At 60.3% G+C, this 12,752-nt stretch carries 11 protein-coding genes and 1 other RNA gene; all 12 read right to left on the bottom strand.

The window, feature by feature from the left end; all coding sequences use genetic code 11:
• Positions 1 to 22 precede the first annotated feature (22 nt).
• Positions 23 to 1,105 carry an undecaprenyldiphospho-muramoylpentapeptide beta-N-acetylglucosaminyltransferase gene (gene murG / locus G5315_RS09500; RefSeq protein WP_421332945.1) on the bottom strand — a complete coding sequence of 361 codons (1,083 nt, stop codon included), beginning with the start codon at positions 1,103 to 1,105 and terminating at the stop codon, positions 23 to 25.
• The gene (ftsW, locus tag G5315_RS09495; RefSeq protein ID WP_421263419.1) at positions 1,105 to 2,286 is read right to left on the bottom strand and encodes a cell division protein FtsW; all 1,182 of its coding nucleotides are present in this window, start codon (positions 2,284 to 2,286) and stop codon (positions 1,105 to 1,107) included. Before ftsW ends, murG begins: the two co-directional genes overlap by 1 nt.
• Entirely contained in the window at positions 2,283 to 3,566 is a 1,284-nt protein-coding gene (murD, locus tag G5315_RS09490; RefSeq protein ID WP_421332944.1) for a UDP-N-acetylmuramoyl-L-alanine--D-glutamate ligase, read from the bottom strand. Before murD ends, ftsW begins: the two co-directional genes overlap by 4 nt.
• Positions 3,567 to 3,570: 4 nt before the next feature.
• Positions 3,571 to 4,653, bottom strand: a complete 1,083-nt coding sequence (gene mraY / locus G5315_RS09485; RefSeq protein WP_005355120.1) for a phospho-N-acetylmuramoyl-pentapeptide-transferase — start codon at positions 4,651 to 4,653, stop codon at positions 3,571 to 3,573.
• Positions 4,647 to 6,002: a UDP-N-acetylmuramoyl-tripeptide--D-alanyl-D-alanine ligase gene (locus G5315_RS09480; protein WP_421263417.1), complete on the bottom strand. Its 1,356-nt coding sequence runs from the start codon at positions 6,000 to 6,002 to the stop codon at positions 4,647 to 4,649. Before G5315_RS09480 ends, mraY begins: the two co-directional genes overlap by 7 nt.
• Complete coding sequence (gene murE, locus G5315_RS09475; RefSeq protein ID WP_421332943.1) at positions 5,999 to 7,531, bottom strand: UDP-N-acetylmuramoyl-L-alanyl-D-glutamate--2,6-diaminopimelate ligase; 1,533 nt, start codon at positions 7,529 to 7,531, stop codon at positions 5,999 to 6,001. The genes G5315_RS09480 and murE overlap by 4 nt, the downstream gene beginning before the upstream one ends.
• Positions 7,464 to 9,218, bottom strand: coding sequence for a penicillin-binding transpeptidase domain-containing protein (locus tag G5315_RS09470; RefSeq protein ID WP_216952212.1), 1,755 nt, complete (start codon positions 9,216 to 9,218; stop codon positions 7,464 to 7,466). The genes murE and G5315_RS09470 overlap by 68 nt, the downstream gene beginning before the upstream one ends.
• Positions 9,215 to 9,529, bottom strand: coding sequence for a cell division protein FtsL (gene ftsL / locus G5315_RS09465; protein ID WP_216952213.1), 315 nt, complete (start codon positions 9,527 to 9,529; stop codon positions 9,215 to 9,217). The genes G5315_RS09470 and ftsL overlap by 4 nt, the downstream gene beginning before the upstream one ends.
• 3 nt (positions 9,530 to 9,532) lie before the next feature.
• Positions 9,533 to 10,471 carry a 16S rRNA (cytosine(1402)-N(4))-methyltransferase RsmH gene (gene rsmH / locus G5315_RS09460; protein WP_421332942.1) on the bottom strand — a complete coding sequence of 313 codons (939 nt, stop codon included), beginning with the start codon at positions 10,469 to 10,471 and terminating at the stop codon, positions 9,533 to 9,535.
• Positions 10,472 to 10,930, bottom strand: a complete 459-nt coding sequence (gene mraZ, locus G5315_RS09455; RefSeq protein WP_013723406.1) for a division/cell wall cluster transcriptional repressor MraZ — start codon at positions 10,928 to 10,930, stop codon at positions 10,472 to 10,474.
• A 442-nt stretch (positions 10,931 to 11,372) separates the two neighbouring features.
• Positions 11,373 to 11,759, bottom strand: an RNA gene (gene rnpB / locus G5315_RS09450) — RNase P RNA component class A.
• A gap of 155 nt (positions 11,760 to 11,914) precedes the next feature.
• Entirely contained in the window at positions 11,915 to 12,748 is an 834-nt protein-coding gene (gene rsmI / locus G5315_RS09445; protein ID WP_005336254.1) for a 16S rRNA (cytidine(1402)-2'-O)-methyltransferase, read from the bottom strand.
• Between the last annotated feature and the right edge of the window lie 4 nt (positions 12,749 to 12,752).

Raw genomic sequence — 12,752 nt, 5'->3', positions numbered from 1 at the left:
GTCACCACTGCAACCTTGCTCATTAATCTTTACCACGCTGCCCACTGGCGAGCCGCTTGCACTCATCAGCAACCCGCTCGGCCGCATCGGTAATGGCAACGCGACGGGCGGCCTGAGCCATGCTAAACAGGGTCTCCCTGCGGCCAGCCAGCCAGGAGAGGCGCGCCGCCAGCGAGGTGGTGGTCAGCTCGGACTGGGGCAGGAATTCGGCCGCACCACCGTCGACCAGAGTCAGAGCGTTACGGGTCTGGTGATCATCCACTGCATGGGGCAGCGGGACGAAAATGGCTGCCACCCCGGCGGCGGCCACCTCGGATACCGTCAGGGCTCCCGCCCGGCAGACAACCAGATCGGCCCAGGCATAGGCGCCGGCCATATCCTTGATAAATTCACTCACCTCGGCATTGATGCCGTGCTGGGTATAGGCAGCAGACACTGTCTCGGCATTGCCCTTGCCACACTGGTGACGCACCTCGATAGGCACACCAGCCGCCGCCACCGCAGCGGGTACCTGCTGGTTGAGCACCCGGGCACCCAGGCTGCCACCGACGATCAGCAGATGCAGCGGCTCGGCTTCGCTGCGAAGCTGCGGATCCGGCAGGGCGACCACTTCGGGACGCACCGGATTGCCTACCACGGCGGTACGGCGGCTCGGCGCGAAGGCGCCCGGAAATGCCATCAGCACCCGCTTGGCAATACGCGCCAGCAGCTTGTTGGTCATGCCTGCAGCAGCATTCTGCTCATGGAGCAGCAACGGGATGCCGGAGAACCAGGCAGCCACTCCCCCCGGACCGGAGGCAAAGCCCCCCATACCGAGCACCACATCCGGGCGAACAGTCTTGAGCACCTGACGCGCCTGCAAGATTGATTTGACGATGCGATAGGGCGCCATCAGCAGTCGCTTGATGCCGTTGCCACGCACCCCCTGAATATCGATGAAGGAGATGGGATAACCATGGGCGGGCACCAGCTCCGCCTCCATCCGGTCCGCCGTCCCCAGCCAGTGGACAGTCCAGCCCTGCTTCCTCAGTCGATCGGCCACGGCCAGACCGGGAAAGACATGCCCCCCGGTACCACCTGCCATCACCAACAGCGTCTTGCTCACTAAACCTCCCGCACCCGCGCCTGGGCAGTCGCCTGACGCAACTCAAAATCGATTCGAATCAACATGCTCACCGCCACTGTCATGATGATGAGACTCGAGCCGCCGTAACTGACCAGCGGCAGGGTCAACCCCTTGGTCGGCATCATGCCGCTGGCTGCGCCAACGTTGACGAAGGTCTGGAAACTGAACCAGATGCCGATACCGATAGCCAGATAGCCATCATAGAGGCGGTCGGCTTGCAGGGCGCGATGCCCCAGCTTCAACGCCTTGATCGCCAACGCAAAGATGAGACACAGGGCGCCCAGTACCCCGACGTAACCCAGCTCTTCGCCGAGGATCGCAAACACGAAGTCGGTATGCGCTTCCGGCAGGTACTCCATCTTCTGGATGGAGTTGCCGAGCCCTTCGCCAAACCAGCTGCCACGGCCAAACGCCATCAGCGACTGGGTCAACTGGTAGCCACTGCCAAACGGATCGGCCCAGGGATCCATAAAAGAGGTCACCCGACGCATCCGGTATGGCTCGACGATGATCAGCATGATCACCCCACCAAGACCGCCACCGATAAGGATCATGAACTGCCACAGTTTGGCGCCAGCCAGAAACAGCATGCCGAACGAGGTGACGAACATCACCACGGTCGACCCCAGATCCGGTTGCAGCAGCAACAGGATCGCCAACACCCCGAATACTGCCAAGGGCTTCAGGAAGCCAAGCCAGGCTTCACGCACCTCGTTCTGACGCCGCACCAGATAACCGGCCAGATAGACGAATAGGGCCAGCTTGCCAAACTCGGCCGGCTGCAGGTTGAAGGGGCCCAGTGGCAGCCAGCGCACCGCACCGTTGACATTGCGCCCGACCACCAGCACCAGTACCAGCAGCAGAATGGCCAGCAACAGCATGGGTCCGTTGTACTCCTGCCAGCGCGCCATCGGCACCTGCAACACAAACCAGGAGATACCGATCGCCATCACCAGAAACATGGCGTGACGCTTCACAAACATGAAGGGATCATCCCCCAGGGAGATCCCCTCCGGGATCGAGGCTGATGCCACGATCACCACCCCGACCGCCATCAGGGAGATCGCCAGCAACACCAACTGCCGGTCATAGAGGCCGGCAGGGCGCGCCGGCAATAGCCAGCGCTGGAACAGACCTGCGGCTGCGCGAAGGGCATTCATAGCGCCATCACCATCTCGGTAAAGCGATCGCCACGCACCTCGAACGACTTGAACTGATCGAGGCTGGCACAGGCTGGCGCCAGCAGCACCCAGTCACCGGGCTTGGCATCGGCAGCCGCCTTGGCAACCGCAGTGGCCAGGTCGGCCACCCGTTCGGTCTGCTCGCCCAGCGCCAGCAGCACCTCGGCATCCTGACCGAAGCAGTACATGTGATCGATCTGGTTGCCCAGCAGCGCCTGGATCGGGCCAAAATCCTGCCCCTTGCCCTGACCACCGGCCAGCAGCAACAGGCGCCCCTTGACCGACTCGCGCACACCGGCAACGGCAGCTAGCGTAGCTCCCACGTTGGTGGCTTTGGAGTCGTTGATCCAGCGCACCCCGTTCACTTCGCGCACGAAACGGGCACGGTGGGGCAAGCCTTCAAAGCGGCGCAGCACGGTGAGCTGGGCAGCGCGGGGAATGCCGACCGCATCGCACAGCGCCATGGCGGCCAGCGCGTTGGCCTGATTGTGGGCACCGACGATCTTCATCTCGTCCACCGCCAGCAGCGGCTCGCCGTGCAGGGTCAACCAGTAGCGGCCATCCAGCAGGCAGCGGCCATAGCCATTGCAGTCAAGACCGAAGCTCTGCCACACCTGACCCACATCGGGCAAAGTCTGGGGATCGTCGCGATTGACCAGAATGTGTTTGGAGTGCTGATGGATCTCCATCTTGGCGGCGCGGTAGTCGGCCATGCCCTGATAGCGATCCATGTGATCTTCAGAGAGGTTCAGCACCACAGAGGCTGCAGCACGCAAACTGTGAGTGGTCTCCAGCTGGAAGCTGGAGAGCTCCAATACGCAGAGATCCATCGGCTGCTTGAGCAGCTCCAGCGCAGGCGTACCGATATTGCCGCCCACGCCCACCTTGAGCCCGGCTTCGGCAATCATCTCACCCACCAGCGTAGTGACAGTGCTCTTGCCATTGGAACCTGTGATGGCAATGACCGGTGTCTCGGTCTCGCGAACGAACAACTCGATATCGCCGACGATCTGCACACCACATTCGGCAGCCGCTTTCAATTCAGGGGTAGCCAGGGCAATACCCGGACTCGCTACGATCATATGCGCCTGCTTGAGCAGCTCTTCATCCAGCCCGTGGATAAACTCCACTTCTGGCGGCAGCTGATCCTTGCCAGGCGGGTTGGCACGGGTATCCATCACCAGCGGCGTAACGCCACGGCCGAGGAAGTAATCGACACAGGAGAGTCCGGTTTTGCCCAATCCGATGATGATGACCATGGCCTTACCTCACCTTCAGGGTGGCAAGACCCAGCAGCACCAGCACGAGGGTGATGATCCAGAAGCGCACGATGACGCGCGGCTCCGGCCAGCCCTTCTTCTCGTAGTGGTGATGGATCGGCGCCATGCGGAAGATCCGCACGCCGCGCAGTTTGTATGACCCCACCTGCAGGATCACCGAGACAGTCTCCATCACGAAGACGCCGCCCATGATCACCAGCAGGAACTCCTGACGCACCAGCACTGCGATGGTGCCGAGCGCGCCGCCCAGCGCCAGGGAACCGACGTCCCCCATGAATACCTGCGCCGGATAGGTGTTGAACCAGAGGAAACCCAGACCCGCCCCGACGATGGCGGTACAAACGATCACCAGCTCGGAGGTATAGGGCACGTAGGGAATGTGCAGGTAGTTGGCAAAGTTGACGTTACCGGTAGCCCAGGCGATCAGGGCAAAGCCCCCCGCCACCATCACGGTCGGCATGATGGCCAGGCCGTCGAGACCGTCGGTCAGGTTGACCGCATTGGAGGTACCGACGATGACAAAGTAGGTCAGCACGATAAACATCAGACCAAGCTGCGGCATCACATCCTTGAGGAAAGGCACCACCAGCTGGGTCTGTCCCTCATGGGTTGCGGTCGCATAGAGGAACACAGCCACCGCCAGCGCTACCGCGGATTGCCAGAAATACTTCCAGCGTGCGATCAGGCCGTCGGTATTCTTGCGCACCACCTTGAGGTAGTCGTCGGCAAAGCCGATGGCGCCATAGGCACCCAGCACAAACAGCACCAGCCAGACATAGGGGTTGTCGAGGCGGCACCAGAGCAGCACAGACGTGAAAATCGCAGCAATGATCATCAGGCCACCCATAGTCGGGGTGCCCCGCTTGCTGAGGTGGGACTCGGGACCGTCGTTGCGGATCACCTGACCAAACTTCAGGATCTGCAGGCGACGGATCAGGCGCGGCCCCATCCAGAGGGCAACCCCCAGTCCGGTGATGATCGACAGGATGGCGCGAAACGTCAGGTAGGAGAAGACGTTGAAGAAGGTGAAGTGCGGGGTGAGCAGTTCGGCCAGCCAGACTAGCATGTGGCTGACTCCTGATGGCCTTTGACCATCTCGACGATATCTTCCATGCGGGAGCCACGGGCACCCTTGACCAGAATCGAAATTTCCTGATGTGTATTTATCATTTGCGCAAGCACTTCAAACAACGACGCCTTGTTATCGAAATGTCGGCCAGCCGCGGCATCTGCGGTATAGCGACTATGTTCCCCTACTGTCAGCACAGCATCCAGACCGCACTCGCGGGCATGACGGCCAACCCGGGCATGTTGCTCGGCAGACTCCTCACCCAGTTCCCGCATGTCGCCAAACACCAGCACCTTAAAGCCGCTCATGGCGGTCAAGGCATCGATGCCCGCCAGCACGGACTCCACGCTGGCATTGTAGGTATCATCCACCAGAGTCAGACCGCCCCAGCGCTGGACGCAGAAGCGTCCCTTGACCGGTGCCATCTGCTCCAGCCCCACCTTGACACAGGCGAGGGATGCACCGAGGGCCAGACAGCCCGCGGCGGCAGCCAGCGCATTGGCCACGTTATGGCGGCCGGGGATCGCCAGAGTCAGGCTCACCTCACCCTGCGGGGTTACCATGACGAACTCGGCACAACCCTGAGCGTTGAGAACCACATCGCGAGCATGGAACGGCTGGCTCTGATCCTCGATGGAGAAGGCGCAGCGAATGCCACGCTCGCGCCACTTCGGCCAGAATTCGTTGTCGGCGTTGACGATGGCGGTGCCGCCTTCGCTCAAGCCCTCAAAAATTTCGCTCTTGGCGTGGTAGATCCCCTCAAGAGAGCCGAAGCCCTCAAGATGGGCAGCTGCGACGTTGTTGATGATGGCGGCATCGGGCTTGGCCAGCGAGGTAGTCCAAGCGATTTCGCCCTTGTGGTTTGCTCCCAGCTCCATCACCGCAAACTGGTGTTGCGGCTCGAGGCGCAGCAGGGTGAGCGGCACGCCCACCTCATTGTTGAAGTTGCCAGCGGTGGCCAGCACTTCCCCTTCGTTGCGCAGGATGGCAGTTGCCATCTCCTTCACTGTGGTCTTGCCGCAGCTGCCGGTAATGGCCAGCACTTTCGGATTGATGCGCTCGCGCACCAGCTTGCCGAGTCGGCCCAGCCCCTTGAGGCTGTCCGCCACCACCAGCTGGGGAATAGCCAGCGGCAGCTCACGCTCGACCAGCAAGGCAGAGGCCCCTGCCTGAACAGCCTGCTCGCAAAAATCGTGGGCATCGAAACGCTCGCCGCGCAGGGCAACGAACAGGGCACCCGCGCCCAAAGTGCGGGTGTCGGTACTGACGACGGTGATCTCGCCGTCGTCACCAATCAGACGGGCATCGAGTACCTGCGCCAGCTCGGCAAGCCTGAGGGTCATCATTTGAATGACTCCAATAATGTGTGCAAGGCGGCCGCGACGGTTTCCCGGTCGCTGTAGTGCCGCTTGTCGGTTCCAATGATCTGATAATCCTCATGGCCCTTACCGGCCACCAGGATGATGTCCTGCTTGCTCGCCTGACCGATGGCCAGCGCAATCGCCTTGACCCGGTCGTGCTCCACCTGCACCGCAGCAGGATCGCGAAGACCCGCCACCATGTCGGCCATGATCCGGGCCGGCTCCTCGGTACGGGGATTGTCGTCGGTCAGGATCACGCGATCCGCATACTGCTCGGCCATGGCGGCCATCATGGGACGCTTGCCGCGATCGCGGTCGCCACCACAGCCAATCAGACACCAAAGCTGGCCGGTGCAGTGCACCCGCAGGGCCTGCAATGCCTTTTCCAGCGCATCAGGAGTGTGGGCGTAATCGACCACCGCCAGCGGCGTATCACCACCGCCGAAACACTCCATGCGACCGGTCACCGGCTGCAATTTCGGGGCAGTTGCCAGTAGCTCATGGAAGTCGTAACCGAGCACCAGCATTACGCCCATCGCCGCCAGCACATTGCTGACGTTGAAGCGCCCGAGCAAGGGGGCGGATAATACACCATTCCCCCAACTGGAGTTAATCTGCGCGCGAAAACCTTGCTGGTGAAAATCGAGCTGCTGCGCCGTTAATTGACGGCCAAAATGGTATTCAATCGGGCCATTCACACTGAAAGCCACTGCTGCCGGGTATTTTTCGAGCCACTTGGCACCCAATTCGTCATCCCGGTTAATCACCGCATTCGACTCATCGACCAGCTGCAGCAGCTGCTCCTTGGCCGCGCCATAGGCTTCCATGGTGCCGTGGTAGTCGAGGTGATCCCGGCTCAGGTTGGTAAAGACAGCGGCGGAAAAGGGCAGCGCGGCGACACGGTGCTGCACCAGACCATGGCTGGAGACCTCCATCGCCACCAGATCCGCCCCCTGCTCTTGCAGCGCAGCCAGATTGGCTTGTACCTGCACGGCGCTGCCAGTGGTATTTTCCGCTTCGATCAGATGGCCAAACAGGCCGTTGCCGATGGTGCCCATCACCCCGGCCTTACCACCCAGCAGGGTGCGCCAGTTGGCGACCAGCAGTGCAGTGGTGCTCTTGCCGTTGGTACCGGTGATCCCGACCAGCGCCAGTTTTTTGGCGGGCTGGTCGTAGAAATACCCGGCAAGCGCAGAGAGATGAGCGGGCAGATCCCGCATCCCGATACAGGGAACCGGAGTCGATGGTGGGATAAATTCACCATCCTCCTCAAACACAACAGCGGTCGCTCCCTGAGCCACCGCCTGTTCGATGAAACGTCTGCCATCCACCTGATGACCGCAAATGGCCACGAAGAGCGTGCCGGGCCTGACCCGCCGACTATCCAGCTGGATATCGGTCAGAGTGAGCGCCGGCGCCTGAATACCGAAGGGGCGCAGTAATGCATCAAGTGCGCGGGACAAGAGGAGCCTCCGTACGGGCAAGTTTGGCGGGCACCGCTGTGGGCACCGCATCAGGACGAATATTGAAGAGTTGCAGTACCCCGCCCATGGCCTCTGCAAACGGCGGGGTCGCCACGGCACCGCCATAGTAGGCACTACCTTTTGGCTCGTTAATCACCACCACCATGACGAAACGGGGATTACTGGCAGGGGCAAAACCGGCAAACCAGGCCATGTAATCCTTGCCGTAGCCTCCGGCAACGGCGACCTTGGCGGTACCACTCTTGCCACCGACCCGATAACCCGGAATCTTGGCCTTGGGAATAGCGTTGTCGACTACGTACTCCAGCGCCTGCAGCATGGCGGAGGCGTTATTGTGATCGATCACCTGCTCACCCTTGGGCGGCGTGGTCACCTTGACGATGGAGATGGGCACTCGCTTGCCCTTGTTGGCCAGGGTGGCGTAGGCGGAAGCCAGTTGCAGCGGGGTAACCCGCAGACCATAACCAAACGAAAGGGTCGCCCGCTCGATATCGGACCAGCGCCGACGCTGAGGCAACATACCACCGCTCTCGCCCATCAGTCCGCTACCGGTATCCATACCGAAACCGAACATACTGAGGGTGTTGATCATCTCTTGGGCCGGCATCCGCAGGGCAATGCGCGACATGCCGATGTTGGAGGAGTAGCGCAGGATATCGTAAAGGTTGGTCGCCTTGTGAATACTGACGTCCTTGATCTGCTTGGCACCGATAAAGAGCGGACCACCGGGAATGAAATCCTTCCAGCTGGTGACACCCGCCTGCAAGGCACTTAGCAAAATCAGCGGCTTGACTGTGGAGCCCGGCTCGTAGGTATCGGTCACCACCCGGTTGCGTACCCGGAAACTCTGATACTGGCCGCGGTTGTTCGGGTTATAGGAGGGGGTATTGACCATGGCGAGCACTTCGCCGGTCTTGATATCCAGCATCACCATGGAGCCGGACGTTGCCTTGTTCTCGTCGGTTGCCCGCTTGAGGGCACGGTAGGCCAATGCTTGCACCCGCTGATCGATGCTGAGCTGCAGATCGTTGGCGTTCTTGCCCTCTTTGACGATACCAAGACGCTCGATGACCCTGCCCTGCCGGTCCTTGCGCACCCGCATCTCGCCCGGTGTCGCCGTCAGCCACTCGTTGTAGCTGCGCTCGATCCCCTCGATCCCGTTGCCATCGATGTTGGTTACCCCCACCAAGTGGGCACTGATTTCGCCAGTCGGATAGAAGCGGCGCGACTCGGGACGCAGATAGACACCGCCCAGCTTGAGCCCCTTGATGTATTCAGAGACAGCGGGCGTTACCTGACGCTGCAGATAGACGAAGCGCTTGCTGGGGTTGGCGATACGTTGCTTGAGAGTATTGATATCGATTTTGAGGACTGCTGAGAGCGCCATCCAGGCCCGCTCATTGTGGATAGCGCCGGACTCGTGCACTGTCTTGGGATCGGCCCAGACCGCCTCGACCGGAACGGAAACAGCCAACTGTTCACCATTGCGATCGGTGATCATGCCGCGCACCGCTTGGGTGGAGGTTGTTCGCAGAGAGCGCATGTCCCCCTCCTGACGCAGACGATCCGGATTGATCACCTGGATCCAGGCCAGACGGAGGATCAGCCCGACAAAGGCGATGCCGATGAATACGACCAGCGTGCGGAAGCGCCACGGATAGATAGATGGCGCTTTAACGTTCGCTTTAGCGGTTTTGGCTGTAGCCTTCCGTTTCATGGCAGAGTAATTACCTTCTCGGTGGTCACCAGAGGGCGACCCATTTGCAACTTGTCCATGGCCAGCGTGGCGACCCGGGAGTGTTCCGCCAGAGTGCCCTGCTCCAGCAAGAGGTGGCGCCATTCGATATTGAGGCGATCCTCTTCCGCCATCAGGTCATTCTGTTTGGCGGTGAGGCCACGGGTCATGTTGGTCACGAGGATCACGGCAAACGCGGTCACCAGTACGGCAACCGACAGAAAAATCTGCAGCTTGTGCCGCCAGAGATCGGCAACGATCTCCTTGGCTAGGTGGACACGTACTTCGCTCATCGCTTACTCCGCCAGCCGCTCGGCGACCCGCAGCACCGAGCTGCGCGAACGGGTGTTTTCAGAGACCTCATGATCAGAAGGCTTGAGCGCCTTGCCGACCGACTTCAATTTGCGACCGCCAGCCAGCTGGGCCTCGGTCAAGGGAATGCCGTAGGGTACTTCAGGCCCCTTCTCGTGCTTGCGAATGAAGTGTTTCACCAGCCGGTCTTCCAGCGAGTGGAAGCTGATCACAGACAGACGGCCATGTGGTGCCAGAACGTCCAATGCACCGTTGAGCGCGGTTTCGATCTCGTCCAGCTCGCTGTTGATATAGATGCGGATGGCCTGGAAACTGCGGGTTGCCGCATGCTTGCCCTTCTCCTTGCTCGGATTGACCCGGGCAATCATCTCAGCCAGCTGACGGGTACGCACGTAAGGCTCGGTCACCCGGTCGTGGACGATGGCGCGGGCGATCTTCTTGGCAAAGCGCTCCTCACCGAAGGTCTTCAGCACCCAGGCGATATCATCCACATCGGCCTTGGCAAGCCACTCGGCGGCGCTCTGGCCGGAACTGGGGTCCATCCGCATATCGAGCGGACCATCTTTCATAAAGCTGAAGCCGCGCTCGGCATCATCCAGCTGGGGTGAAGAGACCCCCAGATCCAGCAGGAAGCCATCCACCTTGCCCAGCAAACCGCGCTCATCGAGATAGGAGGCGATGCCGGAGAAGGGGCCGTGCACAACTTCGAAACGGGGATCCTGGATCTTGGCCGCTTCGGCGATCGCCTGGGGATCGCGGTCGATGGCGATCAGGCGGCCATTGGGGCCAAGGTGCTGCAGGATCAGACGAGAATGACCACCACGGCCAAAAGTACCGTCGACATAGACACCGTCCGGCTTGATGGCCAGACCTTCGACGGCTTCGTGCAGCAGCACTGTGATGTGTTCAGCGGCTTGGGTCATTTATAAAGAGAAATCCTGTAGTCGTGGTGAGCTTGCCCAATCGTCCCCGGGCAGACCCAAGATGTCGTCATTGACCTGTTGCTGCCAGCGGGCTTCATCCCACAGCTCGAATTTGTTGAGCTGGCCCACCAACATGATCTTCTTGTCCAGCCCCGCATGGTTACGCAGTGGCTGGCTGAGCAGCAGACGGCCATTGCCATCCAGCTCGCATTCGGTTGCATGACCCAGCAGCAGCCGCTGCAAACGGCGCTCTTGAGGATTCATGCTGGAGAGGGTCTTTAGCTTGCGCTCGACCTCTTCCCACTCGTTCAGGGGATAAAGCAGCAGACAGGGATGGGCAATATCGATGGTGCAGACCAGCTGGCCGTCGCTTTCGTCGCGCAGCCAGTCACGGAATTTGGTCGGAATCGCCAACCGCCCTTTACTGTCCAGGCTGATGGCATGAGCGCCACGCAACAAATTGCTGTCCCTGAAGGTGAATGAGGAGGCTGATTGCCCCTCTAAAAACCACTTTGATCCACTTTTCCCCACCTTGAAGTTTAAGGACGTGCAGGGGGCTTTTCAAGCAAGGAGATGGGGCAGAGGGAACATATTGACGCAGCATTTGCATACCGCAGATTGAGTGGGTTGATTTTCCACAAGTTATTTGGCTTTAGGCTCTGGTGATTAATTGAAATAAGTGAATGAACTGAGAACACACACAATATGCGGGTGCGAACAATCATCCTGGGTTCTATCACCATCTATCGCTGCCATCGTGCCAAATACGAAACTATTCGATTGATTTAAAACATATAATTTCATTCAAAATGACAAGGCCGAAAATATCCTGCCAACGAAGCCATATTTTCTCATGCATAAAAAAGAGCCCCGCGATAAATCGCGGGGCTCTTCGGAATGAGGTCGGAGTCGGCCTGTAAGCCGGGTTCTGTACCGGGTTGCCCCGGGTAGCAATCATTCCTCTAGGCCAGCAATCGCTCGCTGGCTCAAGCAACCTACCCGCCCCCAACGCGGGCCGCGCCAATAGGGGCCTATTTGGTCTTGCTTCGGGTGGAGTTTACCGTGCCACGAACTGTTGCCAGTCGCGCGGTGCGCTCTTACCGCACCCTTTCACCCTTACCTGATCCCTTGCGGGCCATCGGCGGTCTGCTCTCTGTTGCACTGGTCGTAGGCTCGCGCCCCCCAGGCGTTACCTGGCACCCTGCCCTGTGAAGCCCGGACTTTCCTCCCCTCCGCCCGTCTGTCCCGAGGGACACAACGACGAAGCAGCGATTGCCCAGCCAACTCCGAGGTGCGGATTATACCCTTGCGATACGCACGGGGTAAACCGGCAATTCCCGTTTACAGCCATTTATCGCGCTTGGCCCCCGTTTACAGGCTGACTGATTGTCGATACAGGGGATTGCGCAGGTCAAAAAACAGTCTGATGACCTATTGACCGACTCAATAGTGCTCGAGACCGTATTTATAGAGGGCATTCTTCTTCACGCCGTGGATCTCGGCGGTCAGGGCGGCCGCTTTTTTCAGTGGCAGTTCGGTCACCAGCAGACCCAGAGTACGGATCGCCTCGGCGGGCAGATCCTCTTCTTCTTTGGAGGCGCCAGCCACGACCAGCACGATCTCGCCGCGGCAGCGGTTGTCATCCTCACCAAGCCAGGCCAGCATTTCGGACGCTGGCAGACCGTGGATCGACTCGAAGGTCTTGGTCAGCTCGCGGCACACCACCACCTGACGCTCGCCGAGAATGCGAGCAATCGCTTCCACTGTATCCTGCACACGGCGCGGGGATTCGTAGAACACCAGCGAGCGGGTATCTTCGATAACGGCTTGCAGGCGATCGTCACGTCCCTTGCTCTTGGCGGGCAGGAAGCCTTCAAAGGCAAAGCGATCGGTGGGCAGACCGGCCGCGCTCAGGGCGGTAATGGCAGCACAGGGACCGGGCAGCGGCACCACCTTGACCCCGGCTTCACGACAGCGGGTGACCAAGTGATAACCGGGGTCGCTGATGAGCGGGGTGCCGGCATCGGAGACCAGCGCAACACTCTTGCCCTCTTTGATCCGGCCGATCAGCACATCGGCTTTCTGCTGCTCGTTGTGATCGTGCAGGGCGAAGGTCGGCACCGAGATTTGGTAGTGGCTGAGCAGGATACCGGTATGACGGGTATCTTCAGCTGCCACCAGGTCGACACTGCGTAAAATGTCCAATGCACGCTGGGTGATGTCCGCCAGATTGCCGATCGGAGTGGGGACTATATACAGGGTTGGGATGTCACTCATGGGA

The organism is Aeromonas sp. 603607, assembly GCF_049171595.1.
Taxonomy (GTDB): domain Bacteria; phylum Pseudomonadota; class Gammaproteobacteria; order Enterobacterales; family Aeromonadaceae; genus Aeromonas; species Aeromonas veronii.
The sequence above is the reverse complement of the archived record's forward strand: the minus strand, read 5'-3'. Positions and strand labels throughout refer to the sequence as shown.

What these genes read in the sequence shown, in the direction of transcription:
- ftsW (WP_421263419.1), bottom strand. Translation starts at nt 2,286, where the DNA reads ATGAATGCCCTTCGCGCAGCCGCAGGTCTGTTCCAGCGCTGGCTATTG.
- murD (WP_421332944.1), bottom strand. Translation starts at nt 3,566, where the DNA reads ATGGTCATCATCATCGGATTGGGCAAAACCGGACTCTCCTGTGTCGAT.
- mraY (WP_005355120.1), bottom strand. Translation starts at nt 4,653, where the DNA reads ATGCTAGTCTGGCTGGCCGAACTGCTCACCCCGCACTTCACCTTCTTC.
- G5315_RS09480 (WP_421263417.1), bottom strand. Translation starts at nt 6,002, where the DNA reads ATGATGACCCTCAGGCTTGCCGAGCTGGCGCAGGTACTCGATGCCCGT.
- murE (WP_421332943.1), bottom strand. Translation starts at nt 7,531, where the DNA reads ATGCGGTGCCCACAGCGGTGCCCGCCAAACTTGCCCGTACGGAGGCTC.
- G5315_RS09470 (WP_216952212.1), bottom strand. Translation starts at nt 9,218, where the DNA reads ATGAAACGGAAGGCTACAGCCAAAACCGCTAAAGCGAACGTTAAAGCG.
- ftsL (WP_216952213.1), bottom strand. Translation starts at nt 9,529, where the DNA reads ATGAGCGAAGTACGTGTCCACCTAGCCAAGGAGATCGTTGCCGATCTC.
- rsmH (WP_421332942.1), bottom strand. Translation starts at nt 10,471, where the DNA reads ATGACCCAAGCCGCTGAACACATCACAGTGCTGCTGCACGAAGCCGTC.
- rsmI (WP_005336254.1), bottom strand. Translation starts at nt 12,748, where the DNA reads ATGAGTGACATCCCAACCCTGTATATAGTCCCCACTCCGATCGGCAAT.